21 protein-coding genes are annotated in these 24,768 nt (G+C 71.1%); 6 read left to right on the forward strand and 15 right to left on the reverse strand.

What is annotated here, in order from left to right:
- Positions 1–2: 2 nt before the first annotated feature.
- From KV381_RS17550 to KV381_RS17570, 5 genes are all read right to left on the reverse strand, one after another.
- Entirely contained in the window at positions 3–1,238 is a 1,236-nt protein-coding gene (locus KV381_RS17550; protein WP_218785628.1) for a MerR family transcriptional regulator, read from the reverse strand.
- A gap of 105 nt (positions 1,239–1,343) precedes the next feature.
- Complete coding sequence (locus KV381_RS17555) at positions 1,344–2,201, reverse strand: ABC transporter permease (RefSeq protein WP_030077004.1); 858 nt, start codon at positions 2,199–2,201, stop codon at positions 1,344–1,346.
- A complete protein-coding gene (locus KV381_RS17560; RefSeq protein ID WP_030626589.1) occupies positions 2,198–3,169 on the reverse strand; it encodes a daunorubicin resistance protein DrrA family ABC transporter ATP-binding protein in 972 nt (323 codons plus the stop codon). Before KV381_RS17560 ends, KV381_RS17555 begins: the two co-directional genes overlap by 4 nt.
- 57 nt (positions 3,170–3,226) lie before the next feature.
- Entirely contained in the window at positions 3,227–3,796 is a 570-nt protein-coding gene (locus KV381_RS17565) for an NADPH-dependent FMN reductase (protein ID WP_030626591.1), read from the reverse strand.
- Between the two features lie 174 nt (positions 3,797–3,970).
- Positions 3,971–4,378: a hypothetical protein gene (locus tag KV381_RS17570; RefSeq protein WP_030626594.1), complete on the reverse strand. Its 408-nt coding sequence runs from the start codon at positions 4,376–4,378 to the stop codon at positions 3,971–3,973.
- A 131-nt stretch (positions 4,379–4,509) separates the two neighbouring features.
- On the opposite strand from KV381_RS17570, the gene KV381_RS17575 reads away from it, so the two are divergent.
- Together KV381_RS17575 and KV381_RS17580 are read left to right on the forward strand one after the other, a co-directional pair.
- A complete protein-coding gene (locus KV381_RS17575; RefSeq protein WP_218785629.1) occupies positions 4,510–5,436 on the forward strand; it encodes a hypothetical protein in 927 nt (308 codons plus the stop codon).
- 92 nt (positions 5,437–5,528) lie between these two features.
- Positions 5,529–5,774, forward strand: a complete 246-nt coding sequence (locus KV381_RS17580; RefSeq protein WP_030077015.1) for a DUF2630 family protein — start codon at positions 5,529–5,531, stop codon at positions 5,772–5,774.
- 116 nt (positions 5,775–5,890) lie between these two features.
- Here KV381_RS17580 and KV381_RS17585 read toward each other — a convergent pair whose 3' ends face one another.
- Both KV381_RS17585 and KV381_RS17590 read right to left on the reverse strand, forming a co-directional pair.
- Entirely contained in the window at positions 5,891–6,292 is a 402-nt protein-coding gene (locus KV381_RS17585) for an RNA-binding S4 domain-containing protein (protein ID WP_030077017.1), read from the reverse strand.
- A gap of 92 nt (positions 6,293–6,384) precedes the next feature.
- Positions 6,385–8,454: a PhoX family phosphatase gene (locus KV381_RS17590; protein WP_218785631.1), complete on the reverse strand. Its 2,070-nt coding sequence runs from the start codon at positions 8,452–8,454 to the stop codon at positions 6,385–6,387.
- A 293-nt stretch (positions 8,455–8,747) separates the two neighbouring features.
- Here KV381_RS17590 and KV381_RS17595 point away from each other — a divergent pair, with 293 nt between their 5' ends.
- Positions 8,748–10,310, forward strand: coding sequence for a VWA domain-containing protein (locus KV381_RS17595; RefSeq protein ID WP_218785633.1), 1,563 nt, complete (start codon positions 8,748–8,750; stop codon positions 10,308–10,310).
- Here KV381_RS17595 and KV381_RS17600 read toward each other — a convergent pair.
- Positions 10,244–11,569, reverse strand: a complete 1,326-nt coding sequence (locus tag KV381_RS17600) for a HAMP domain-containing sensor histidine kinase (RefSeq protein ID WP_218785635.1) — start codon at positions 11,567–11,569, stop codon at positions 10,244–10,246. The two genes, KV381_RS17595 and KV381_RS17600, sit on opposite strands and share 67 nt — an antisense overlap.
- Positions 11,566–12,219: a response regulator transcription factor gene (locus KV381_RS17605; protein ID WP_024263690.1), complete on the reverse strand. Its 654-nt coding sequence runs from the start codon at positions 12,217–12,219 to the stop codon at positions 11,566–11,568. The genes KV381_RS17600 and KV381_RS17605 overlap by 4 nt, the downstream gene beginning before the upstream one ends.
- A 183-nt stretch (positions 12,220–12,402) precedes the next feature.
- On the opposite strand from KV381_RS17605, the gene metG reads away from it, so the two are divergent.
- Complete coding sequence (gene metG, locus KV381_RS17610) at positions 12,403–14,016, forward strand: methionine--tRNA ligase (RefSeq protein ID WP_030077027.1); 1,614 nt, start codon at positions 12,403–12,405, stop codon at positions 14,014–14,016.
- A 72-nt stretch (positions 14,017–14,088) separates the two neighbouring features.
- On the opposite strand, the gene KV381_RS17615 is transcribed toward metG, so the two are convergent.
- The 3 genes from KV381_RS17615 to aspS form a co-directional block, all read right to left on the reverse strand.
- Entirely contained in the window at positions 14,089–14,607 is a 519-nt protein-coding gene (locus KV381_RS17615) for a Uma2 family endonuclease (protein WP_218787245.1), read from the reverse strand.
- A gap of 153 nt (positions 14,608–14,760) precedes the next feature.
- Complete coding sequence (locus tag KV381_RS17620; protein WP_218785637.1) at positions 14,761–15,552, reverse strand: L,D-transpeptidase family protein; 792 nt, start codon at positions 15,550–15,552, stop codon at positions 14,761–14,763.
- A 258-nt stretch (positions 15,553–15,810) separates the two neighbouring features.
- A complete protein-coding gene (aspS, locus tag KV381_RS17625) occupies positions 15,811–17,604 on the reverse strand; it encodes an aspartate--tRNA ligase (protein ID WP_030077033.1) in 1,794 nt (597 codons plus the stop codon).
- Positions 17,605–17,770: 166 nt separating this feature from the next.
- On the opposite strand from aspS, the gene KV381_RS17630 reads away from it, so the two are divergent.
- Positions 17,771–19,882, forward strand: coding sequence for a SpoIIE family protein phosphatase (locus KV381_RS17630; protein WP_030077034.1), 2,112 nt, complete (start codon positions 17,771–17,773; stop codon positions 19,880–19,882).
- 63 nt (positions 19,883–19,945) lie between these two features.
- On the opposite strand, the gene KV381_RS17635 is transcribed toward KV381_RS17630, so the two are convergent.
- From KV381_RS17635 to KV381_RS17645, 3 genes are all read right to left on the reverse strand, one after another.
- On the reverse strand, positions 19,946–20,995 hold the full coding sequence (locus KV381_RS17635) for an AI-2E family transporter (protein WP_030626615.1): 1,050 nt from the start codon (positions 20,993–20,995) through the stop codon (positions 19,946–19,948).
- 92 nt (positions 20,996–21,087) lie between these two features.
- Complete coding sequence (locus KV381_RS17640; protein ID WP_218785639.1) at positions 21,088–22,044, reverse strand: pirin family protein; 957 nt, start codon at positions 22,042–22,044, stop codon at positions 21,088–21,090.
- A gap of 186 nt (positions 22,045–22,230) precedes the next feature.
- Positions 22,231–22,698 carry an SseB family protein gene (locus tag KV381_RS17645; RefSeq protein ID WP_006125898.1) on the reverse strand — a complete coding sequence of 156 codons (468 nt, stop codon included), beginning with the start codon at positions 22,696–22,698 and terminating at the stop codon, positions 22,231–22,233.
- 167 nt (positions 22,699–22,865) lie between these two features.
- Between KV381_RS17645 and KV381_RS17650 the strand changes: the two genes are divergently transcribed.
- A complete protein-coding gene (locus tag KV381_RS17650) occupies positions 22,866–24,692 on the forward strand; it encodes an acyl-CoA dehydrogenase (RefSeq protein ID WP_086780126.1) in 1,827 nt (608 codons plus the stop codon).
- Positions 24,693–24,768: the final 76 nt, after the last annotated feature.

A 24,768-nucleotide genomic window follows, 5' to 3' on the forward strand; every position in this document is an offset into this window, starting at 1 on the left:
TCCTACTCCTGCTCCTGCTCCTCGACGACGACGTCGGCGACGGCACACGCCACGTTGTCGGGCCCGCCCGCCTCGCGGGCCAGGCCGACCAGCCCGCGTACGGCCTCCTCCGGACCGTCCGCCGCGACGACCGCCGCCCTCAGATCCGCCTCGTCCACCACCGCCGACAGACCGTCCGAGCAGAGCAGATAGCGGTCCCCGGCCAGCACCTCCCGCAAGCGGACGTCCGGACGGGACGCCACCGCGACCTGGGCGGACCGCGCCTCGCCGACCAGGGCCTTCAGCAGCAGCGCGCGCTGCGGGTGGGAAGCGGCCTCCTCCCGGCTCAGCGAACCGTCGTCGATCATCGACTGGACCAGGCTGTGGTCGTGCGTGATCCGGAACAGCTCACCGCCCCGCAGCAGATACGCCCGCGAGTCCCCGATGTGGACGAGCCCGAGCCGCGACCCGGTCCACAGCATCGCGGTGAGCGTGGTCCCCGAACCGTCCGGAGCCGCACAGGACGCGACCGCCTCCCGGACCGCCCGCGAAGCGGAATCCGCCGTGTCCTCCAGGGCGTTCAGCAGATCCGCGGCAGAGGGCGCACCGCCCCCGGAGCCCCACGCGGAGGGCTTGAGCGCCTCGATCGCCGCCGCACTCGCCTCGGCCCCGCCCTCCCCGAAACCGTCGGCGACCGCCAGCAGCCGTGGCCCCGCGAACGCCGCGTCCTGGTTCGCCGTACGCACCACTCCCGTATCGGTCAGCGCGGCACACCGGATCGCGAGAGGCCCCGCTCCCGCACGTCCCGCGCTCCCCGCGTTGCCCGCGTTGCCTGTGCTGCCTGTGCTGCCTGTGCCGCCTGTGCTGCCCGGTATCCGCGCCATGGCCTTGCCTTCCGCTGACAGATGGTCGACGAGGTACATCGCCAGATCGCGCCGGGCCGCCGTCTCGGCCTCCACCCGCGCCCAGTAGGCCCGGATCTCCACCGCCGCGGCGCCCGCGTCGAGCGCCACGACCCGGCCGATCCGGCTCAGCGGCATGCCGATCCTGCGCAGCCACGCCACGAGCCGGGCCTCCTCCGCCTGCGCCGGGTCGTAGTACCGGTAGCCGTTCACCGGGTCGACCAGGGCGGGCCGGAGCAGGCCCAGCTCGTCGTAGCGCCGGAGCGCCTTGGCGGAGAGCCGGGACAGCCGGGCGAACTCCCCGATCGTCACCAGCTCCCCGCTCGCGGCGCCCACCGCGCGGCCTTCGCGTTCCACCCCGTACCTCCTCGTACCGGGCGCTTCCCGCCCGGCCCCACCGATGCTGGGGCTTCCCCTGCGGGGAAGGTCAAGGATGCCCGGCGCGCGGGGGGCCGCCGTCGGTCACTTCCGGTTGTAGAGCCGCATCGTCACCACGCCGAAGACCGTCATGAGCACCCCGGCCCAGCCCAGCGACCAGGCGATGTCGGCGGCCGGCCAGTTGCCCGCCATCAGCTCGCGCACCGCCGTGGCGAGGTGGGTGACCGGGCTGTTGTTCACGAAGGCCTGGAGCCAGCCCGGCATCGTCTTCGGGTCGACGAAGACATTGCTGAGAAAGGTCAGCGGGAAGATCACCATCATGCTGACGCCCATCACCGACTTCTCGGAGCGCAGCAGCAGCCCGAACATGGTCCAGATCCAGGAGAACCCGAACGAGAACACCACCAGCAGAGCGACGCCCGCCAGCACGCCGAGCACGCCGCCCTCCGGCCGGAACCCGATGATCATGCCGATGGTGAGCATCACCGCCGACGCCAGCAGATAGCGCAGGACGTCGCCGAGCAGATAGCCGACCATCGGGGCGGGCCGCCAGATCGGCAACGTGCGGAACCGGTCGAAGACGCCCTTGGCGATGTCCGTGTTCACAGCGATGCCCGTGTACATCGTGATCATCACGACGCTCATCACCATGATGCCGGGCAGCAGGAACTGGATGTACTCCTCGGTGGAGCCGGCCAGCGCCCCTCCGAAGAGATACGTGTACATCAGGACCAGCATGATCGGGAATGCCGTCACGTCGAAGAGCTGATCCGGCACATGCTTGATCTTCAGCATGGCGCGCCAGCCGAAGGTCACCGAAGCCGACAGCGCGCTGGGCCTCGGCGGGCGCTCGTGGCCCACCAGAAGCTCCGCGAGGCGTTCCCGGTCCGGCGCGGCGAGCTCGGCGCCCTCCAGCTCCGTCTTGGCGGTCGCGGTGCTCATGCCGCCACTCCCTTCTTGTCCGTGAGTGCGAGGAAGACCTCGTCGAGGCTGGGCTGTCCCAGCGAGAAGTTGTCGACCGTGATGCCGGACCGGGCCAGCTCGGCCAGGGCGCGCCCGGCCTGTTCCGCCGCGCCCTGCTCGGTGCGCTGTCCGTCGACCCGGGCGGTCAGCGCCACCGGGTCCGCGTCCAGCTGGACCTCCGCGTTCAGCACGAGCGCCAGCACCTGCTGGGCCTCGGCCCGCTGGCCGGCGTCCCGCAGCCGCAGATGGACGGTGCCGGCGCCGACGGAGGCCTTGAGCTCGCCCTTGGTGCCCTCGGCGATGACCTTGCCGTGGTCGATCACCGCGATACGGGAGGCCAGTTGGTCCGCCTCGTCCAGATACTGGGTGGTCAGCAGCACCGTGGTGCCGAGGGCGACGACCGCCCGCACGATGTCCCACACCTGGTTGCGGCTGCGGGGGTCGAGTCCGGTGGTCGGCTCGTCCAGGAACAGCACGTCCGGGGTGTTCAGGATGGACGCGGCGATGTCGATGCGCCGCCGCATGCCTCCCGAGTAGTTCTTCACCTGCTTTCCCGCCGCTTCGCTCAGCCCGAACCCGTCGAGCAGCTGGGCCGCCCGGTCGCGGGCCGCCGGCTTGGAGTGCCCGAGCAGCCGGCCGAGCAGGACGAGGTTCTCCGAGCCGGTGAGGTCCTCGTCCACCGAGGCGTACTGCCCGGTCAGGCTGACCCGGCTGCGGACCGCGTCGGCGTCCTTCACGACGTCCTTGCCGAACACCCGGGCCGTGCCTCCGTCGGGGCGCAGCAGGGTCGCGAGCATGCGGACGGCGGTGGTCTTGCCGGCGCCGTTGGGTCCGAGGACGCCGTAGACGGTGCCGGTGGGGACGGCGAGGTCGATGCCGTCCACCGCGCGGTTGTCGCCGAAGACCTTCACCAGCCCCGTGGTCTCGATGGCCAGTTCAGTGCTCATGATCCATTCCTTGTGGGTCGTCGGTGGGAGTCTGCGAGCTGCGGCGGGCCCGGCGGCTCACGAGACGTACGGGCGGACGGCGCGCGCCTCGCGCAGGGCCCAGCCCCACCAGCCGAGCTGGTCGAGCATCAGGCCCACGGACCGGTCCCGGCCGGTGTCGCCGGGGTGGCCCTCCAGCGGCTGCTGGAGGAAGTCGAGCGCGACCCCGTTCCTCAGGGTCACCGTGTGCAGCTCGGTGAAGACCGAACGCAGCTGCTCCACGGCGTACAGCCCGGCGGAACCGTGTCCGTAGCTCACGAAGGAGACCGGCTTGGCCTGCCACTCCTCGTACGCGAAGTCGATGGCCTGTTTCAGCGAGGCGGGGAACGAGCGGTTGTACTCCGGGGTGACCACGACGAAGGCCTCGGCCCTGGCGATCTCCTCGGTGAACTCCGTCATCTGCTCGGTCGCCCGCCCCGGGTAGTGCACGGGGAAGTCGAAATCGGCGAGATCCAGAACGGCGAGGTCCAGCTCGCTCCGGTGCCGGGCCCGCTCCATGAACCAGCGGCCGACCGCATCGCCGATGCGGCCCTCGCGGGTGCTGCCGATGATCACCGCGACCCGCAGCGGAACACCGTCCGTCGTCATCGCCCGCTCCTCCTCCCGCGTCCCGGGCCGCCTCCCGGACCTCCCGTCCGGGCCGGGAAGCGCCCGGCCGCTTCGCTCCCTCACCTCTTGGGCGCCAGACGCGGGGGCGCGGCCGCCAGATCGAATCTGGCGGCCGCGCACGCGGTCAGCGGGAGCCCGGACGCCGGGCGGGCCTCAGGTCTCCCGCGTGTAGAAGAGGTAGAACGAGACGACGAGGACACCCGCCCCGACCGCCAGGCCCAGCGCGGTCGACCGCAGCACGCTGGTGTCGGTGAGGCTCACCAGGAAGCCGATCGCACACGCGGTCAGCGCACCGTACGCGGCCGCCCGCAGTTCGCGCGGCAGTGAGTGCTGGATCCGGCCCAGCGCGAAGCAGAGGGCCGCCAGGGCGATACCGGAGACGAACCCGAGCAGGACCTGCCCGCCGGTGCTGGGGCCGCCGTCGCGGCGGATGAACGCCGCGTAGAACCCGTAGATCACGCCGAGCACCAGGGGCAGGGCCCAGGCGAGCTGGGAGTGGTGGCGGGTGCGCGCATGCGCGCGGGCGCCCCTTCGGCCGGGCATGGCTGCGTGTGTGGCCATCGCGGACAGCTCCTTCCGTCGCCCCCGTCGCACGCCCCCGTTCCTCCAGAGCACACCCGCCCGCGCGACCCGGCAACTCGAATGGCGTACGGCCCGGGGCGGCCCGGCTCCGGACGGGATTCCCTGGAGGAGTGCGGACCTCTCCCTCGGCGACCTCGGCTTCGGCGACCTCGGCGACCTCGTCGATCTCGGCGGCCTCGGCGGCCTTCTCGGCGCTCCTGCTCGTCCTGCTCGCCGTCCTCGTACCGTTCGGCGCGCTCTCCGCCTGGGTCGACCTGGAGATCGACGACACCGACCGGTACGTCGCCGCCGTCTCCCCGCTCGCCTCGGACCCGGCGGTGCGGACCACCGTCGCGGACCTGGTCACCGAGGAGGCGATGCGGCAGATCGATCTCGGCCCGCTCCAGGACACGGTCCGGGAGTTCCTGCACGAGTCCGTGCGGTCCTTCACCTCCACCGAGGCCTTCCAGCAGGCCTGGGACACCGCGAACCGGGCCGCGCACCAGGCGGTGGAGGCAGCCCTGGACGGCGACAGCGGCGAGGCCGTGACGATCGATCTGGCCCCGGTGATCGAGCAGGTCAAACAGGATCTGGTCGATGACGGGGTGCCGTTCGCGGATCGGATCCCGGTCGAGCGGACGGAGATCACCGTGCTCGGCCCCGGTCAGGCCGACGACCTCAGGGACTCGTTCCGGTGGCTTCGCTCCTGCAGCATCTGGCCGGCGGTCGCGACGCTGGTCCTGCTCGTCCTGGTGGTGGGTATCGCGACCGTACGGCGTGGGCTGCGGGCCGGGCTGTGGGCCACCGCGATCGTGGGCGCCGGGTTCGTGCTCGGCGCGGTCCTGCTCCGGGTGCTGGTCGCGGTCGGCCGCAGCCGGGTGCTGGACGAGGTGCCGGGCAGCGACCGGGACACGGCCGCCGCGGTCTTCGACGCCCTGACCAACTCGCTGCGGACCACGGTGTGGGTGGTGCTGGCGGTCGGCGCGGTGCTGCTGGTGGGGGCGGTTTCGGCGCGGGTGCTCCTGCGGAACAGGACGTCCTCGGCCGACGTGCGATGAGGCGGTGACCGGGTGAGAGTGGGATCCGTGGCCGTCATCGGGCGACGACCGTCACCGGGCGACGACCGCCACCGCGACCCGAAAGAGGCGTCATGGCCGACCAAGACATCTTCGAGAACATCGACGAGCTGGTCTCCGAGGAGCGCGACCTGCGCGACCGCTCCGTGGCGAAGATGGGCCTGTCCACGGACGAGAAGGCCCGGCTGCGGGCGGTGGAGGTCCAGCTCGACCAGTGCTGGGACCTGCTGCGCCGGCGGCGGGCGCTCAGCGAGTACGGCGAGGACCCCTCGACGGCGAAGGTCCGCCCCGCCGACGAGGTCGAGGGCTACCAGAGCTGAACCAGCCCTGAACCCAGAACTGAACCAGGACCGACCGGGCCGGCGGCTCCACGGCCCGAAGCGTGCTCGTGGTGACCGCCGTCCGGTGTTTCACGTGAAACACCGGACGGTGCGCGTCAGCTCTCCGGCGGGCGCCCCTGAAGGCGTTCCATCTCCCGGCGGTCGCGCTTGGTCGGACGGCCCGCGCCCCGGTCCCGTACCGGAACCTGGATCGCGATCTCGCGGGGCGGCGGGGGCGGGCTGTTGTCGACGAAGCACTCCACGGCCACCGGCGGGCCGACCCGCTTCTTGACGATCTTCGAGACGACGACCACCCGGTCCCGCCCCGCGTGCCGGAGCCGCACCTCGTCGCCGACGCGTACGGCCTGTGCGGGCTTGGCCCGATCGCCGCCGACCCTCACATGCCCCGCCCGGCAGGCGGCGGCCGCCTGAGCACGGGTCTTCGTCAGCCGGACCGACCAGATCCACACGTCGACCCGGACGCTTCCCTCCGCCTGCGGCGCGTCACCGGAAACCATGGGTCCGACTGTAATGCGGACCGGGCGGCGGGCGGGAGCCGATAAAGCCCCCACCCGCCGCCCGCATCCGGCATCCGGCATCCGGCCGGGGCTCACACGCCGATGTCGCGCCCGTCCTTGCGCCAGACGGCGACGACCGAGGGACGGACGATCCTGCCCGGTCCGTCGGGCCAGACGCTCGCCGGCTTCTCCACGGAGGCCCCGTCGATCTCGCCCGGGTGCTGGACCGCGACCAGGACACGGCGGTCCTGGATGACCGGGCCACAGGTCTCGGCCCCGGTCGGCACGGTCAGGAACTGCTTCAGTTCACCGCGCCGGTCACCGTGGGTCGCCACGCCGAACAGCCCGTCGTGCGAGCCGAGCGCGTTGCCGTCCGTGGAGATCCACAGGTTGCCGTGGGCGTCGAACGCCACGTTGTCCGGGCAGGAGATGGGGCTGACCCGCTCCTTGGGGAAGCCGGAGAAGTACGTCGACGGGTCCTCCGGGTCGCCCGCCACGAGGAACAGCCGCCAGGCGAAGCCGTCGCCCGCCGGGTCGTCCCAGTTCTCCGCGAGCTCCAGGATCTGACCGTGCTTGTTGGCGTTGCGCGGGTTCGCCTCGTCCGCCACGGCCTTGCCCTCCTTGCCGCGGTCCGAGTTGTTGGTGAGCGCCACATAGACCCGGCCGGTGCGCGGCGAGGGCTCGACGTCCTCGGGGCGGTCCATCTTGGTCGCGCCGACCTTGTCACCGGCGAGCCGGGTGTAGACGTACACCTCGTCGGCGGTCATGCCCGGCACGTGCGAGGTGGTGCCGGTGGCCAGCGGGATCCAGACGCCGCTGCCGTCGAACTCCCCGTCGTTCGGCAGCTTTCCGGTGCCGTCGATCTCGGTGACCGGCGAGTCGCCCGTCAGCTTGGCGACGTACAGCGTGCCCTCGTCCAGCAGCGTCAGGTTGTGCTCGCGTGCGGCCCGCGAGTTGCCCTTCTTCATCCGCCTGCTGGAGACGAACTTGTAGAGGTAGTCGAACTTCTCGTCGTCGCCCATGTAGACGACCGGGCGGCCGTCGGAGGTGAGCCGGGGCTGCGCCGCCTCGTGCTTGAACCGGCCCAGCGCGGTCCGCTTGCGCGGGGTGGAGTCCGGGTCGTACGGGTCGAGTTCGACGACCCAGCCGAAGCGGTTGGCCTCGTTGGGCTCCTTCGCCAGGTCGAACCGCCGGTCGAACCGCTCCCACTTGCGCTCGGTGGCGCCGGTGCCGATCCCGTACCGCTTGTGCATGTCGGTGTTGCCGTTGGCGAAGTACTGGTTGAAGTTCTCCTCGCCGTGCAGCGTCGTGCCCCACGGAGTGGTGCCGCCCGCACAGTTGTTGAGGGTGCCGAGCACCTTGCGGCCCGTGCGGTCGGCGGACGTCCGCAGCAGCGGGCTGCCCGCGGCGGGGCCCGTCACCCGGAACTCGCTCGTCGCGGTCAGGCGGCGGTTCAGCGGGTGCCGGTTGACCGGGCCCAGCTTTCCGGTGCGGTGCTCCTCCTGGACGACGACCACGGAGAGTCCGTGCGCCGCCCAGGCGATCTCCACCTGTTCGCGGGTCGGGTTGGCCGGATCGTAGCCGCGGAACATGAGGATCTCGTCCGTGTACTCATGGTTCGCGACCATCACCTGCCGCCCGCGCTCACCGCGCAGCGGGAGCAGGGAGAGGAAGTCGTTGTTGTAGCCGAACTGGCCCGCCTGCGCCTTCGCCGTCTGCTGGTCCGGGTTGAAGGCGGGCGCGCCGCGCAGGATCGGCTCGCCCCAGCGGATCACCACGTTCTGGGCGTACCCGTCGGGGACCGTGACCTTGTCGTCCTTGTTGGGGGCGACCGGCGAGAACCGCAGGCCCCGCGCTCCGGACGGGGCCGGTTTATGGGGGTGGCCCGGTTTGTTGCCGTGTCCGGCGAGCACGGCGGCCTCGGCCTGCGGGGCGCTCGGGCCGGTCAGGGCGGCGGCACCGGCGGCGGAGGCGACGGTGACCACGGCGGCGGCGCGCATCATCGAGCGGCGCGACACGGCTCCGGCGATGATGTCACCGGCGTACTCGTTGTCGCTGGTGTTGGGCGTCTCCTTGAAGCAGGCGTCGCCGCAGCGGAAGCGGCAGGTCAGCGCGGAACGCCCACCGGGATGCGAGCTGATGAACGGCAGCAGGTTGCGCACGTGGATTCCCTCCGTCTGGTGTCGTGCGTGACGGTAGGTGCGCCTCCACGCGGTCCGAGGGACTCCCGGTGAACGGCGGGTGAAGTCCGGGACACCGCTGTGCCCTTGAGGGTCGGCGGTGGACACCGTCGGGGACTCGGTCAGGGAACGGTTTCGGCTCGGTTGACGCAGCGGTGGGCCGCACCGGCGAACGGCCGGATCCGGCCGCTAACCTTACGTATCCGTCCTGGCCAGGGATGAATTCGCCCAGGTCGGACATTCCCCGCACCCAACTCATGCGAAAGGCCTCGCTCATGGGCATTCGGAGCTTGCTGCGTAAGGTGTTCGGCCGCACGGAGCAGGACGAGCCGACCACGGCCACCGTCCCGCCCCAGGCCGAGCGCACTCAGCCCAAGGAGACGGAGCCGGAGACCACTTCGGCGGCCGAGCCCGCCGCGGAGCCGAAGGCGTCGATCCCGGCGCCCGCCTCGCCCGCGTCCTCCGCCCCGTCCTCCGCCGACGCGCCGTCCACGGACTCCGGCGAGTCCACGGAGCGTGACGGTTCGAAGGCCGCCGACCTGGTGGCGGAGGCCTTCGACAAGGCGGCCACTGCCGCCAAGCCGTCGCCGACCGTCCCGGCGCAGGCGTCGGCCCCGGAGGAGACCGCGAAGGAGAGCGCGAAGGAGACCCCGCAGGCGGAGAAGCCCGCGGAGCCGGAGCCTGCGGCCGCCGACGAGCCGGTGACCGCCGAGAAGCCCGTGGCTGCGGAAGAGCCGGTTGCCGTCGTGGAGCCGGTCGAGGCCGAGGAGCCCGTATCGGCTCCGGAGCCGATCACGATCGACCTCGACCTCGACGAGACCCCGGAGCCGGAGGCCCAGCCGGAGCCGGCAGCGGAGGCCGCGCAGGCGCCGGAGACCACGCAGGAGCCGGCTGCGGAAGCCGCACCGGCAGCAGCGGAGGTTCCGGAGACCGCTCCCGAGGCCGCACCGAAGGCGCCTCAGGCCGCCTCCGAGACCCCCGAGGCCTCCGAGACCTCCGAGGCTCCCAAGGCCCCCGAAGCCTCAGCGGCACCGGCGGTCGCGGAAGAGACCCCCGCGGCCACTGTCGCCCCCGCCGCCCCGGAGCCGACCGCGACCGAAGAAGCCCCCGAGGCCTCCACCGCCCCGGCCGCCGCCATCGCCCCCGGCAAGCCCGCCACCACCCTCGCGCGGGTCAAGTCGCAGGCTCCGCAGCTCGTCGCCCCGTACAAGGCGGCGCAGGCGGCGCTCAAGGCACACGGGCTGACCGGGCTCCGCGCCCGTGTCTACCTGGTGCTCGACCGCTCCGGTTCGATGCGGCCGTTCTACAAGGACGGCAGCGCCCAGCACCTGGGCGACCGGACGCTCGCGCTCGCCGCGCACCTGGACGAGGACGCCACCGTGCCGGTCGTCTTCTTCTCGACCGACATCGACGGCACCGGGTCCATCGAGCTCTCCGGCCACGAGGGCCGCGTCGACGAGCTGCACGCGGGCCTCGGCCGGCTGGGCCGGACGCACTACCACCGCGCGGTCGAGGAGATCGTCGCGCACTACGAGAAGACGGAGGCCACCGGTCCGGCTCTCGTGATCTTCCAGACGGACGGCCCGCCGGACGCCAAGCAGGCCGCCCGGCAGGCCCTCACGGAGGCGGCGCGGCTGCCGCTGTTCTTCCAGTTCGTCGCCTTCGGCGAGCAGGACGCGAAGGGCTTCGACTTCCTGCGGAAGCTCGACGCCCCGAACACCGGCTTCTTCCACGCCGGCCCGGCGCCCCGCGAGATCGCGGACGTCGAGCTCTACCGGGAGATCCTCGCCGGGCTGCCGGACTGGACCGCCGCGCGCGCGGCCGGCTCCGAGGCCTGATCGACCGGAAGCCGTACGGTCACGGCTAGACCGCCGCCCTCGGGGCCCGGTCTCGCCGTGACCGTTCCGCCGTGGGCCATCGCGATCGACCGCACGATCGACAGACCGAGGCCCGACCCCGGACCCATCCGGTCGCGGCCCTCGCCCCGCCGGAACGGCTCGAAGAACCCCGCGATATCCGCCTCGGAGACCACCGGGCCGGTGTTGCGCACCAGCAGGGCCCCCTCTCCGCTCAGCGAGACCTCCACCGAGCCGCCCGGCACGTTGTACGTGACCGCGTTGGCCAGCAGGTTCGCCACCAGCTGGGCGAGCAGCAGCCGGTTGCCGCGCACGGAACAGCCGGCCACCGTCACCCTCACCGCCGGCCCGCCGTCCGCCCTCCGCTCCTCCGTGCCGCCGATCGGGCCGCGTACCGCCGGATGCCGGGCCGTCTCCTCCCTGACCACATGGTCGAAGCGGACCGACTCGCGCTCGTCCGTGGCCAGCCCCCGTTCGCTGCGGGCCAGCACGAGCAGCCCCTCGATGAGCCGCTCGCTGCGCCGGTTGGTGTCCAGCAGGGTCTGCCGGGTGCGGACGAGGTCCTCGGGGGACGGGTCGTCCAGGCCGACCTGGATCGCGGCGCGCTGGGTGGCCAGCGGGGTCCGCAGCTCGTGGGAGGCGTTCGCGATGAACCTCCGCTGGCTGTCGAACGCCTTCTCCAGCCGGCCCAGCAGCGCGTCCAGGGTCTCGCCCAGCTCCTTCAGCTCGTCGTCGGGGCCGCTGGACGCGATCCGCTCGTGCAGGGTCCGCTCGCTGAGCCTGCGGGCCTTCGCGGTCATCGCGTGGACCGGCCGCAGCACCCGGCCCGCTATCCACCAGCCCACCCCGACCGCGCCCGCCGTCATCACGAGCAGCGCGGCGAACGACCAGTTCATGAGCTGCTTGCCCGCCGCGTCGCTGACATGGTCGGTGATCTCGTAGACGGTGGGGGACGCGACGGAGCCACGGCTGATGACGGGGCCGTTCACCAGCTGGCCGGGCGGTGCGACGACGTATCCGGGCGGGCCGATGACGTAGCCGGGCGGTCCGACGGCCGCCGAGGAGGCGATGGCCCGCGCATCCGTTTCCGTACCGGCGCGGGAGGCCAGGTTGACGGTGGCCAGCAGCGCGGTGCCGAGCACCAGGAAGACACCGCCGTACACGAGGGCGATACGGGTCCGGATCGTCGTGTGCGGCAGCTTCGAGGCGTCCACCAGCCGCCGCAGGACCGAACGCTTCACAGGGCGTACCCGACGCCCTGCACGGTGCGGATCAGCGCGGGCTCGCCGAGTTTGGCGCGGAGCTTGCTCATGCACACGCGTACGGCCCCGGTGAACGGGTCGGCGTTGGCGTCCCAGGCCCGCTCCAGCAGCTCTTCCGCGCTGACCGTGCCTCCGTCGGCCTCCAGGAGCAGTTGCAGCACGGTGAACTCCTTCGGCGAGAGGTCCAGGTCCCGGCCGTCGCGGAGCGCGGAACGCCGTACGGTGTCGAGCCGGATGCCGTGCCGTTCCAGCTGGGGCGGTACGGGCCGGGCGCTGCGCCGGCGCAGGGCGCGTACCCGGGAGACCAGCTCGGGGAACTCGAACGGTTTGCTGACGTAGTCGTCGGCCCCCAGGTCGAGTCCGGCGACCCGGTCCTCCATGGCGCCGGAGGCGGTGAGCATCAGGATCCGGGTGCGGGAGCCGGAGGCGACCAGACGGCGGGCCACGTCGTCGCCGTGCACCCGGGGGAGGTCGCGGTCGAGCACGACGACGTCGTAGTCGTGCAGGCCGAGGTAGGCGAGGGCGGCGTCGCCGCTGTACACCGTGTCGACCGCGAAGCCGGCCCGGCGCAGTCCGGTGGCGACCAGCTCCGCGAGGATCTCCTCGTCCTCGGCGACCAGTACCCGCATGGTGTTGTCCCCTGCCTCGTGCACGCTTGTCCGCTCCCTCCCAGGATGCGACTTTCCTTCGGGAACCATTACGGGAACGGATGTTTCGCAAAGCTCTCCACCGGAGGGCTTCGCTCCGTCCGCGCGCGGGGCCACCGTCTATCGATGTGAGTGGATCTTGATCGGGCCGTTAGGATTTCGACCATGGCGGCCACTGGATCCGAGAAGCAGGGGGCGACGGCGTACTACGTCTCGACCCCCATTTACTACGTCAACGACGCTCCTCACCTGGGCCACGCCTACACGACCGTCGCAGGCGACGTGCTCACGCGCTGGCACCGCCAGCGCGGCGAGAAGGTGTGGTACCTCACCGGCACGGACGAGCACGGTCAGAAGATCATGCGCACGGCCGAGGCGAACAACGTGACTCCGCAGGCTTGGGCGGACAAGCTCGTCGAGGAGGCGTGGAAGCCCCTCTGGGAGCATCTGAACATCGCCAACGACGACTTCATCCGGACGACGGAGAAGCGGCACACCGACCGTGTGCAGGAGTTCGTGCAGGACCTGTACGACAAGGGCGAGATCTACAAGGGCGGGTACGAGGGCCCGTACTGCGTGGGCTGCGAAGAGTACAAGCTCCCCGGCGATCTGATCGACGGCGAGGGCGAGTTCGCCGGTCAGAAGCTCTGCCCGATCCACAAGAAGCCGGTGGAGCTCCTCAAGGAGGAGAACTACTTCTTCAAGCTCAGTGAGTACGGCCCGAAGCTGCTGGAGTTCTACGCGGCGAACCCGGACTTCATCCAGCCCGAGTCGGCGCGCAACGAGGTCGTGAACTTCGTCGAGCAGGGCCTGCAGGACCTGTCGATCTCGCGCTCGACCTTCGACTGGGGCGTCCCGGTGCCGTGGGACGACAAGCACGTCATCTACGTGTGGATCGACGCGCTGCTCAACTACGCGACGGCCGTCGGCTACGGCGCCAACCAGGAGAAGTTCGACGGTACGTTCCCGGCGAACGTGCACCTGATCGGCAAGGACATCCTCCGCTTCCACTCGGTGATCTGGCCCGCGATGCTGATGGCCCAGGGCCTGCCGCTGCCCGGCAAGGTCGTCGCCAACGGCTGGCTGATGGTCGGCGGCGAGAAGATGTCGAAGTCCAACCTGACCGGCATCAAGCCGCAGGACCTGACCTCGCACTTCGGCGTGGACGCGTACCGCTGGTACTTCCTGCGGGCCATCGCGTACGGCAGCGACGGGTCGTTCTCCTGGGAGGACTTCACCGCCCGCTACACCTCCGAGCTGGCCAACGACTACGGCAACCTCGCCTCGCGCGTGGCGGCGATGGTCGGCAAGTACTTCGGCGGCGCGCTGCCGGAGGCCACGGCCGTCGGCGACGCGGAGCGGGCCGTGCAGGAGGGCCTGGCGAAGGCCGTCGCGACCGCCGACCGGAAGATCGGCGAGGAGCTGGACTTCCAGGCCGGCATCCTGGCGGTCTTCGACTTCGTGAAGCAGGTCAACGGCTACATCACGGAGCAGGAGCCGTGGAAGGTGGCCAAGGACACCACTCCCGAGGGCCAGGCCCGCCTCGCGACCATCCTGTACACGGCCGCCGAGTCGCTGCGCGGTGTGGCGGTCCTGCTGAACGCCGTGATGCCGGAGACCTCGCAGAGCCTGTGGGAGTCGCTGGGCGCCGAGGAGTCCCTGGGCGCGCTGGCCGACCAGAAGGTCCAGGACGCGGGCGCGTGGGGCGTCCTGCCCGCGGGCGCGACGGTGACGAAGGGCGCGGTGCTGTTCCCGCGCCTGGAGGAGAAGCCGGCGTAACCGCCGACGTACGTACGCGAGGAGCCCGGGACCACTGTTCATGGTCCCGGGCTCCTCGCGTACGGCGCCGGGTCAGCGTGTCCAGTTCTTGAGCGGCTCGGTGTCCAGCTCGATCCCGACCGGGTCCGGCAGCGTGACGGTCTTGCCGTACGGCACCGTCACGACCTGCTCGTAGCGCACGCCGTCGGGCTGCGAGTGGACCTTCACCTCACAGGTGTCCCGGTCGATCAGCAGGTAGACGGGGATGCCGGTCTCGGCGTACGCGCGCGGCTTCTCGACGCGGTCGCGGCGGTCGGTGTCCTCGTCGTACGAGGTGACCTCGACGACCATGAGGACGTCGTCGGGGTTGGCCCATTCGCCTTGGCCGACGAAGGCGTCGATCGGGGCGAGCGCAGCATCCGGGCGAGCATTGCCCTCGCGATCGTTCTCGATTCGCAGCCGCTGGTAGGCGTAGAGCCACCGGTTCAGATCCACCTGCACGCACAAGCGTGTCAGCCACTCGATGATCCGCCCGCGATTCCCGTCCGGCGGCGCCTTGACTTCCATCTGCCCGTGCACAAACTCCAGCCATGGCGCCTCCTCGACCCGCATGGCATGACGGGCCAGATCCTCGAAGACGTCCTGCGCCAGGACGCGGCGCTCGACCACGCTCACAGCGGCTTCCTCCTGTGCATGACCACCGAGACATCAGGAAATGCCTCCAGCCTACGGACGCGGTCCCCGCCCGTCAGCCCGATCATCCCCTCACCGCCCCAGCGTCTCCCCGTCCCCCATCACGATCACCGGGTTCATCGCCGGGTCCAGGGTGCGCAGGAGTTCCTCCATCAGCTCCTCCGGGATGGAGACGCAGCCCTGGGTCGGGCCGCCGTGGTCGACGTGGATCCAGATGCCGCCGCCGCGTTCGAGGCCGAGCGGGCGGGTGCGGTCCAGGGGGCTGACGCCCTCCGTGCGGTTGTAGTTGATCGCGACGACGTAGTCGAAGGAACCCTCCAGCGGCTCTCCGAAGAAGCCCTCGCCGTCCACCGCGAACCGTGGGTGTTCGTCGTACGGGAGCAGGGCCCCCGGGTCAGGGAGCCGGCCGCCGGCGTCGGTGAGGGTGTAGACGCCCGTGGGGGATCTCCGGTCGCCCGCCACGTGGTGGTCCGTCCAGCCCTCCATGCCGTTGTGGGCCGGCCAGGGCCCCGCGACCGGCTCCCAGCCCTGTGCCGGGTCCGCGCGGCTGTACAGGACCGCGCTGGAGCGGTAGGAGTCGGCCTCCTCGCCGGTGACCACGAAGGCCTGCCGGGCCTCGGCGGGGATCTGGGCCAGGGTCTCCGGCCCCAGGTCGGGGATCTCGGCGGGGCTCGGGGTGGGCGTCGGGGCGGGTGAGGCCCGGAGCGCGGACGCGGCGTCGGACTGCGGGCCCGCGGCGCCCTGGCCCGGGACGCCGACCGGGGTCTCCTCCGGAGCGGCGTCGGAGGAGCAGCCGGTGAGCAGCAGGGCCAGGACGAGGAGCGGTGCGGCGAGCAGAACGGGTGGGCGGCGGGGGAGGGACACGGCGGTGGGCTCCTCGGATGGCGGCGGGCGGCGCGGCGCGGCAGGACGGGCTGCGGGAGGGGTGTCTCGGTGCCAGTCCTTGCCGGGCCCGGCCCGGCCGAATCCGATCCGGGGCCATCCGGCTGTACCGCGTCGCCCGGCCGTCATCGGCTCCGGGCCGCGTGCAACGAAACAGCCCCCGATCGGGTGATCGGGGGCTGTTTCACGTGAAACATCCGCAGAGCGGGACCGTCCGGACCGTCGGTCCCGCGCGGACCACTACTCCGCGGCGGGCTTCTCCGATGCGCCCTTCGCGGCGACCGGCTTGCGCAGCTGGATGTTCAGCTCGCGCAGCCGCGTCTCGTCCAGCACGGTCGGGGCGCCCATCATCAGGTCCTGGGCGTTGCCGTTGAGCGGGAAGGCGATCGTCTCGCGGATGTTCGGCTCGTCGGCGAGCAGCATCACGATGCGGTCGACGCCCGGGGCGATGCCACCGTGCGGCGGGGCGCCGAGACGGAACGCGCGGAGCATGCCCGCGAACTCGTGCTCGACAGTCTCGCGGTCGTACCCGGCGATCTCGAAGGCCTTGAGCATCAGCTCGGGCTCGTGGTTACGGATGGCGCCCGAGGACAGCTCGATGCCGTTGCAGACGATGTCGTACTGCCAGGCGAGGATGTCCAGCGGGTCCTTCTCCTCCAGGTCGGCCAGACCGCCCTGGGGCATCGAGAAGGGGTTGTGCGAGAAGTCGATCTTGCCGGTCTCCTCGTCCTTCTCGTACATCGGGAAGTCGACGATCCAGCAGAACCGGAAGACGCCCTCCTCGAAGTGGCCGGCGCGCTTGGCGGCCTCGACCCGGACGGCCGACATGATCTTGGAGACCTCGTCGAACTCGCCCGCACCGAAGAAGACCGCGTGGCCCGGGACCAGCGAGAGCCGCTCGGTGAGCGTCTTGACGTCGGTCTCGGTGAGGAACTTGGCGATCGGACCGGCCAGCGTGCCGTCCTCGCCCACCCGCACCCAGGCCAGGCCCTTGGCGCCGTGCTCGACGGCGTACTCACCGAGGCCGTCGAAGAACTTCCGGGACTGGCCCGCGGTGTCCGGGACCGGCAGCGCGCGTACGTGCTTGCCGGCGAACGCCTTGAACCCGGAGTCGGCGAAGACGTCCGAGATGTCGACGAGCTCCAGCTTGGCGCGCAGGTCCGGCTTGTCGTTGCCATACTTCAGCATCGACTCGCGGAACGGGATGCGCGGGAACGGCGAGGTGACCTCACGGCCGTTGCCGAACTCGGTGAAGAGCTCGGTCATCAGCTTCTCGATCGGCTGGAAGACGTCCTCCTGCTCGACGAAGGACATCTCGACGTCGAGCTGGTAGAACTCGCCCGGCGAACGGTCCGCGCGGGCGTCCTCGTCGCGGAAGCACGGCGCGATCTGGAAGTAGCGGTCGAAGCCCGAGATCATCAGCAGCTGCTTGAACTGCTGCGGGGCCTGCGGCAGCGCGTAGAACTTGCCGGGGTTCAGGCGGGACGGGACGACGAAGTCACGGGCGCCCTCGGGGGAGGTCGCGGTGAGGATCGGGGTCGCCATCTCGTTGAAGCCGAGGGCCACCATCTTGGAGCGGATGGAGGCGATCACGGCCGAGCGCAGCATGATGTTGCGGTGCATGCGCTCGCGGCGCAGGTCGAGGAAGCGGTACTCCAGGCGCCGCTCCTCGTTGACGCCGTCCTCGGTGTTGATCGTGAACGGCAGCGGGCCGGCCTCGCCGAGCACCTCGACCTCGGTGACCTCGATCTCGATCTCACCGGTCGGCAGCTCCGGGTTGACGTTGTCGGCACCGCGCGCGGACACCTTGCCGTCGATCCGGACGACAGTCTCCTTGGTGAGCTTCGCCAGGGCCTCGTTGCCGGGCGTGCCGGGGCGGGCGACGAGCTGCACCAGACCGTAGTGGTCGCGCAGATCGATGAAGAGGATGCCACCCAGGTCTCGGCGATTGTGCAGCCAGCCGCTCAGCCGGACGTCGGTACCGACGTCAGAGGCGCGGAGCTCGCCGCAGGTGTGGGACCTGTACCGATGCATCGTCGTTCATCCAGTCTTCGCGGTTGGGGTGAAAGGAGCCTCCCCAGGCTACCGTCCGGGACCGGGACGCTTCATTTCGCTTGCCGCCTCCGCACCCGCCCGGCCGCCGGGGCAGGTGGCCGCTCCTCGGTGGCGTCCGCCGAGCAGACCTTCCTAAAGTGGGGCAATGCGCACCGAGGAAGTCCTGGCCGCGATCGCGACGGGCCTGTGGCGCTGGGACAACGCAGTCGGCACGGTCACGCTCGACGCGGAGGCGGCCCGGCTGCTCGGCCTGCCGCCCGAGCCCGGCAGCTACCGGGAAGCGGCGGTGCGCTCCCGTTTCCACCCGGTCGACTGGAACGAGATCTACGGGGTGGTGAACCTCGCGGTCGCCGAAGGCAGCCTCGCCGAGGCGCGGCTGCGGATCGTGGACGAGCGCGGGAAGGTCCTCCGTACCGTGCGCAGCCGCTCCAAGCCGGTCTTCCCGCCGGACCGGGAGGCCGGGAACTACGTCCTCATCGGCACGCTCCAGGAGGTCGCCGAGCCACAGCCCGGCTCCACCGACTCCGCCCACACGCCGATCACCGGGGACTGGCGGCGGTCCCGGGAGGCGTTCCTGCTGGACGCCGGGCGCGCGCTGGCCGAGGCCCGGTCCACCGCGGAGGTGCTGCGGGTCGCCGGATCGCTGTCGATGCCCGGCTTCTCCCCGGACGGCCTCGCGGTCTTCGGCTCCGTCGGGGAGCGGCTGACGATCATCGGGCACCACGGGCACACCATGGGCGACGAGGAGCCCTTCACGGACATGCCCCTGGAGACCGACTACCCGGCCGCCGAGGTCGTCCGCACCGGACGCGCGATCTACCTCCCCTCCCCCGAGGAGTACCGCCGCCGCTACCCGGCCACCTGGCCGCTCGCCCGGCGCTTCGGGCGGCAGTCCTGGGCGTTCCTGCCGCTGGTCTCCTCCGGCCGCACGATGGGCGCCTGGATGGCCGGATTCCGGCATCCGGTGGGGTTCTCCCCGGACGAGCGCGCGGTGCTCTCGACGGTCGCCCGGATGCTCGCGCAGGCGCTGGCCCGGGCCGGGGTGGCCGAGACGGAACGCGAGCTGTCGCTCGGGCTCCAGCGCTCGATGATGCCGACGCTGGGCCCGGACATCCCCGGGATGACGGTGGCCGCGCGGTACGTGCCGACCGGCGGCGGGCTCCAGGTGGGCGGCGACTGGTACGACATGATCCCGCTGCCCAACGGCCGGATCGCCCTGGTCATCGGCGATGTCCAGGGCCACGACGTGCGGGCCGCCGGGCTGATGGGCCAGCTCCGTATCGCCCTGCGCGCCTACGCCTCAGAGGGGCACCGCCCGGACGCGGTGCTCTCCCGGGCCTCACGCTTCCTGTCCGGGCTCACCGACGCGTACGAGAGCGTCGAGGGCGACGCGGAGCCGCCGGCGCCGCGCTTCGCGACCTGTCTGTACGCGGAGGTGGACCCGGAGGCCGGGACGCTGGACATCGCCCGTGCGGGCCACCCCGACCCGGTGGTGATCAGCGCCGACGGGACCGCGGTGATCCGGCAGACGGCGGGCGGGCTGCCGCTCGGGATCGAGACGGACTCCGACTACCCCACCACCCGGGTGGTCCTGGAACCCGGCGAGACGATCATGCTGTGCACGGACGGCCTCATCGAGACCGGCGGGCACGACATGGCCACCGGCTGGACCCGGCTGCAGCCCGTCCTGGAGCGGCCCGTCGAGGACCTGGAGCAGCTGGCCGACGCCCTGGTCCAGGCCGTGCACGGGCCCACCTCGCACTACACGACGGGGCCGCTCGCGGACCGGCGGGAGGACGACATCGCGGTCCTGGTGCTGCGGCGGGAGAGCGCCCCGGCGCCGGAGACGCCGCCGCGCCGCAGCGTCCTGACCATCGCGCAGGCCGAGCCCGAGCGGATCTCGGTCGGCCGCCAGCTGGTGCGTGAGCTGCTGCACGACTGGAGCGATCCGGAGCAGGTCGACTCGGCGGTCCTGATGGTCTCCGAGATGGCCACCAATGTGCTCGTCCACACGGACGGGGACGCGCTGATGGTGGCGGAGGTCTCCGGTGAGCGGGGGGCGCGGCGGCTGCGTGTCGAGGTCGCCGACGCCAGTGACGAACTGCCGCACAAGCGGAGGCCGGGGGAGATGGCGTCCAGCGGGCGGGGGCTTGTGCTGATGGAGATGCTGGCGGATGTGTGGGGGGTGGATCCTCGGGGGGAGGGGAAGTCGATCTGGTTCGAGCTGTACGAGGCGGCTGGGGCGGGGGGTTCTTGAGCGGGTGGGCCCCGGGGCCCGGCGCTCCGCGTGCTCGGGGCCGACCCCGTGACGGTTCCGTCCTCAAGCGCCGGACGGGCTGGGTCTGCGTAGTTCGCCCAGGACGCCGAAGGCCGCCGCGCACAGGGGGACGGCCAGGAGCATGCCCAGCAGGCCCGCCACGCTCGCGCCCGCCGTCAGGGCGATCATGATCATGGCGGGGTGCATCTGGACCGTACGGCTCTGGATCATCGGCTGGAGCACATGGCCCTCCAGCACCTGGACCGCGAGGACCACCCCCAGGGCCCACAGCGCGATCACGAACCCCCGGTCGGCCAGGGCGACCAGCACCGCCACCGCGCCGGAGAGGAACGCCCCGAGGTAGGGGATGTACGCGCCGACGAAGACCAGCGCGCCGAGCCCCACCGCCCCCGGGACGTCCAGGATCAGCAGGCCCACCGTGATGCACACGGCGTCGATCAGGGCGATGAACGTGGTGCCGCGCATGAAGCCCTCGACGGCCTCGAACGCCCGGCGGCCCATGGCCTCCACCAGGTCGCCGGTGCCGCGCGGGGCCACCGCGTGGGCCAGGCTCACGGCCCGGTCCGAGTCGCGCAGGAAGAAGAAGGTGAGCAGCAGGGCCAGCACGCTGGTCGCCACCAGCGAACCGATCAGGCTGATGCCGCTGAGCAGCCCGCCCGCCGCGCTCGCCCCGAACTTCTCGACCAGGTTCTTCGCGTTGTCGGCCAGGTCGTCGACGTCCGTGGCCCCGGCGATGTCCAGATGGTCGACGACCCACTGGCCGGCGTCCTTCAGCGAGGCGACGATCTGGTCGCCGGAGTCGACGAGGGCGGTGACCACGATGTATCCGGCGCCGCCGACCACCGCGACGAGGGCCGCGCAGGTGAGGCCCGCGGCCAGCGAGCGGTTGAGGCGGAGCGCGATGAGCCGGCGGTGCACGGGGCCGAGCAGCGCGGTGCCGAGCAGGGCCAGCAGCACCGGGGTGACCGCGGTCTTGAGGGCGACGACCAGCCAGACCGCGACGGCGGCGACGCCCACGACGAGCAGGACGACTCCGCACCAGGCGGCCGCGCGGCGGGCGCTCTCGGGCAGCAGGGGCTTGGGTGCGGGCACCCTCCCCACCCGATCACGGCGCACGCCCGCTGTCCCGTCCGCCGCCCCCGTACGGGTGACGGGGCGTCACCAGGCGGGAGCGGCGGGGCGGATCACATGCCGTGGACCGCCGGGACCGTGCCCAGGCGGCCGGCCTGGAAGTCCTCGAAGGCCTGCTTCAGCTCGGCCTGACTGTTCATCACGAACGGTCCGTAGTGCGCCATCGGCTCCCGGATCGGGCGGCCGCCGAGGAGGACGACCTCCAGGTCCGGGGTGTTGCCGTCCTGCCGCTCGTCGGCGCGGACGGTCAGCGAGCCGCCGGCGCCGAACACCGCGGTCTGGCCCATCGTGATGGGGCGGCGCTCCGCGCCGACCGTGCCGCGGCCGGCCAGGACGTACGCGACACCGTTGAAGTCCTCGCGCCAGGGCAGGGTCACCTCGGCGCCGGGCCGGACGGTGGCGTGGATCATCGTGATCGGGGTGTGGGTGATGCCGGGGCCCTCGTGGCCGTCGAGCTCACCGGCGATGACCCGGAGCAGCGCGCCGCCGTCGGGAGAGGCCAGGAGCTGGACCTCGCCGCCGCGGATGTCCTGGTAGCGCGGGTTCATCATCTTGTCGGCCTTGGGCAGGTTCACCCAGAGCTGGAGGCCGTGGAAGAGCCCGCCGGACATGACGAGCGACTCCGGCGGGGCCTCGATGTGCAGCAGGCCCGACCCGGCGGTCATCCACTGGGTGTCGCCGTTCTCGATGGTGCCGCCGCCACCGTTGGAGTCCTGGTGGATGAAGGTCCCGTCGATCAGGTACGTGACGGTCTCGAAGCCGCGGTGCGGGTGCCAGGGGGTGCCCTTCGGCTCTCCGGCGGCGTACTCCACCTCACCCATCTGGTCCATCATGATGAACGGGTCGAGGTGCCGGTAGTTGATCCCGGCGAACGCCCGGCGCACCGGGAAGCCCTCGCCCTCGAATCCGCTCGGCGCGGTCGTGACGGCGACCACGGGGCGGGCCGCGGCATCGCCGGAAGCGGCGACCTTGGGCAGGGTCAGCGGGTTGTCGACGGTCACTGCGGGCATGGAAGCCACCTCCGGGCGAGTGTTCTGGAATCAATTTAGTTGAATGATGAACATCTCGCAAGGCGTCGCGCATTCCCGGACCGCGCCGGAGGCGCCCCGACAGCGAGAAGGGCCCGTGCCCATCCCGGCACGGACCCTCGCCCGAACGATGAAACAGCAGGCCGGAGGCGTGCTGAAGCCTCGGCCCTACCCGTACATCCGGCGCATCGCGAAGTCGACCATCTGCTCGACCGCCTTGGCGTCGAAGACCATCCGGTGGTCGCCCTCCATGTCCAGGACGAAGCCGTAGCCCGTCGGCAGCAGGTCGATCACCTCGGCCCCGGTGATCACGAAGTACTTCGACTCCTTGCCCGCGTACCGCCGCAGCTCCTTGAGCGTGGTGAACATCGGGATCACCGGCTGCTGCGTGTTGTGCAGCGCCAGGAAGCCGGGGTTGTCACCGCGCGGGCAGTAGACCTTCGAGGTGGCGAAAATCTGCTGGAAGTCCTCGGCGGAGAGGGAGCCGGTGGTGAAGGCCCGTACCGCGTCGGCCAGGGAGGGCGGCGACGGTTCCGGATACAGCGGCTGCTCCCCGTAGCCGCCGCCCATCTGACCCATCTGGCCCATCTGACCCATCTGCTGCTGAGCACCAGGGTTCTGGTCGTAGCCGTACATGCTGCAAAGAGTAATCGGACACATCTACGGCTTGAGGGGTTGCGCCTTATTACTGACGGGTAGCATCATCGGAGAGGTCAGCTGATAGACCTACGCCTGCCTGTCGCCCGACCCGCATCACTCCCCGGGGCGCTGTGCGCCACTGCTATTGATTACGGAGCCTTCCCATGGGGCACTACAAGTCGAATCTCCGCGACATCGAGTTCAACCTCTTCGAGGTCCTCGGGCGCGACAAGGTGTACGGCACCGGTCCGTTCGCTGAGATGGACGTCGACACCGCGAAGAGCATCCTGGACGAGCTCACCCGCCTCGCGGAGAACGAGCTCGCCGACTCCTACGCCGACGCCGACCGCAACCCGCCGGTCTTCGACCCGGAGACCAAGACGGCCCCGGTCCCGGCGAGCTTCAAGAAGTCGTACCAGGCCTTCATGGACTCCGAGTACTGGCGCCTGGGCCTCCCCGAGGAGATCGGCGGCACCACCTCGCCCCGCTCCCTGATCTGGGGCTACGCGGAGCTGCTGCTCGGCGCGAACCCGGCCGTGTGGATGTACTCCTCCGGCCCGGCCTTCGCCGGCATCCTCTTCGACGAGGGCAACGAGGAGCAGAAGAAGATCGCGGAGATCGCCGTCGAGAAGCAGTGGGGCTCGACGATGGTGCTGACCGAGCCGGACGCCGGCTCCGACGTCGGCGCCGGCCGGACGAAGGCCGTGCAGCAGGACGACGGCTCCTGGCACATCGAGGGTGTGAAGCGCTTCATCACCTCGGGCGAGCACGACATGTCCGAGAACATCATCCACTACGTGCTGGCCCGCCCCGAGGGCGCCGGACCCGGCACCAAGGGCCTCTCGCTCTTCATGGTCCCGAAGTTCCACTTCGACTGGACCACCGGCGAGCTGGGCGAGCGCAACGGCGTGTACGCGACGAACGTCGAGCACAAGATGGGCCTCAAGGCGTCCAACACCTGCGAGATGACGTTCGGCGACCAGCACCCCGCCAAGGGCTGGCTGATCGGTGACAAGCACGACGGCATCCGCCAGATGTTCCGCATCATCGAGTTCGCCCGCATGATGGTCGGCACGAAGGCCATCGCCGCGCTCTCCACGGGCTACCTGAACGCCCTGGAGTACGCCAAGGAGCGCGTCCAGGGTCCGGACCTGGCGAACTTCATGGACAAGACGGCGCCCAAGGTCACCATCACGCACCACCCCGACGTGCGCCGCTCGCTCATGACGCAGAAGGCGTACGCCGAGGGCATGCGCTCCCTCGTGCTGTACACCGCCTCCGTCCAGGACGCGATCCAGGAGCTGGAGGCCGCGGGCGAGGACGCCAAGGCGCTGAACGGCCTCAACGACCTGCTGCTGCCGATCGTGAAGGGCTACGGCTCCGAGAAGTCCTACGAGCAGCTCGCGCAGTCGCTCCAGACCTTCGGCGGCTCCGGCTACCTCCAGGAGTACCCGGTCGAGCAGTACATCCGGGACGCCAAGATCGACACCCTCTACGAGGGCACCACGGCGATCCAGGGCCAGGACTTCTTCTTCCGGAAGATCGTCCGCGACCAGGGCGCCTCGCTCAACACGCTCTCCGAGGAGATCAAGAAGTTCCTCGCGGGCAACCAGGGCAACGAGGAGCTGGCCCCCGCGCTGGACTCGCTCGCCAAGGCCGCCGTGGACCTGGAGGCGATCGTCGGCACGATGATCACCGACCTCACCTCGACCGGCGAGGACGTCAAGAACATCTACAAGGTCGGTCTCAACACGACCCGCCTGCTGATGGCCTCCGGCGATGTCGTCGTCGGCTACCTGCTCCTCAAGGGCGCGGCCGTGGCCGCCGAGAAGCTGCCGACCGCAGCCGCCAAGGACGTCGCCTTCTACCAGGGCAAGATCGCCGCCGCGAAGTTCTTCGCCGCGAACGTCCTGCCGGGCGTCTCGACCGAGCGCGCGCTCGCCGAGGCGATCGACAACTCGCTGATGGAGCTGGACGAGGCCGCGTTCTAGGGAGACACCCCCAGAACCTCGCCCGACCTGCTCGGACCGTCGACAGCGCCGCCGCCCGGAATCCTCCGTGCGGCGG

It is taken from the genome of Streptomyces sp. WY228, from assembly GCF_019287315.1.
Lineage (GTDB): Bacteria > Actinomycetota > Actinomycetes > Streptomycetales > Streptomycetaceae > Streptomyces > Streptomyces caviscabies.

What these genes read in the sequence shown, in the direction of transcription:
- metG (WP_030077027.1), top strand. Translation starts at nt 12,403, where the DNA reads ATGGCGGCCACTGGATCCGAGAAGCAGGGGGCGACGGCGTACTACGTC.
- KV381_RS17605 (WP_024263690.1), bottom strand. Translation starts at nt 12,219, where the DNA reads ATGCGGGTACTGGTCGCCGAGGACGAGGAGATCCTCGCGGAGCTGGTC.
- KV381_RS17585 (WP_030077017.1), bottom strand. Translation starts at nt 6,292, where the DNA reads ATGGTTTCCGGTGACGCGCCGCAGGCGGAGGGAAGCGTCCGGGTCGAC.
- aspS (WP_030077033.1), bottom strand. Translation starts at nt 17,604, where the DNA reads ATGCATCGGTACAGGTCCCACACCTGCGGCGAGCTCCGCGCCTCTGAC.
- KV381_RS17580 (WP_030077015.1), top strand. Translation starts at nt 5,529, where the DNA reads ATGGCCGACCAAGACATCTTCGAGAACATCGACGAGCTGGTCTCCGAG.
- KV381_RS17565 (WP_030626591.1), bottom strand. Translation starts at nt 3,796, where the DNA reads ATGACGACGGACGGTGTTCCGCTGCGGGTCGCGGTGATCATCGGCAGC.
- KV381_RS17555 (WP_030077004.1), bottom strand. Translation starts at nt 2,201, where the DNA reads ATGAGCACCGCGACCGCCAAGACGGAGCTGGAGGGCGCCGAGCTCGCC.
- KV381_RS17595 (WP_218785633.1), top strand. Translation starts at nt 8,748, where the DNA reads ATGGGCATTCGGAGCTTGCTGCGTAAGGTGTTCGGCCGCACGGAGCAG.
- KV381_RS17560 (WP_030626589.1), bottom strand. Translation starts at nt 3,169, where the DNA reads ATGAGCACTGAACTGGCCATCGAGACCACGGGGCTGGTGAAGGTCTTC.
- KV381_RS17650 (WP_086780126.1), top strand. Translation starts at nt 22,866, where the DNA reads ATGGGGCACTACAAGTCGAATCTCCGCGACATCGAGTTCAACCTCTTC.
- KV381_RS17640 (WP_218785639.1), bottom strand. Translation starts at nt 22,044, where the DNA reads ATGCCCGCAGTGACCGTCGACAACCCGCTGACCCTGCCCAAGGTCGCC.
- KV381_RS17615 (WP_218787245.1), bottom strand. Translation starts at nt 14,607, where the DNA reads ATGCGGGTCGAGGAGGCGCCATGGCTGGAGTTTGTGCACGGGCAGATG.
- KV381_RS17630 (WP_030077034.1), top strand. Translation starts at nt 17,771, where the DNA reads ATGCGCACCGAGGAAGTCCTGGCCGCGATCGCGACGGGCCTGTGGCGC.
- KV381_RS17570 (WP_030626594.1), bottom strand. Translation starts at nt 4,378, where the DNA reads ATGGCCACACACGCAGCCATGCCCGGCCGAAGGGGCGCCCGCGCGCAT.
- KV381_RS17645 (WP_006125898.1), bottom strand. Translation starts at nt 22,698, where the DNA reads ATGTACGGCTACGACCAGAACCCTGGTGCTCAGCAGCAGATGGGTCAG.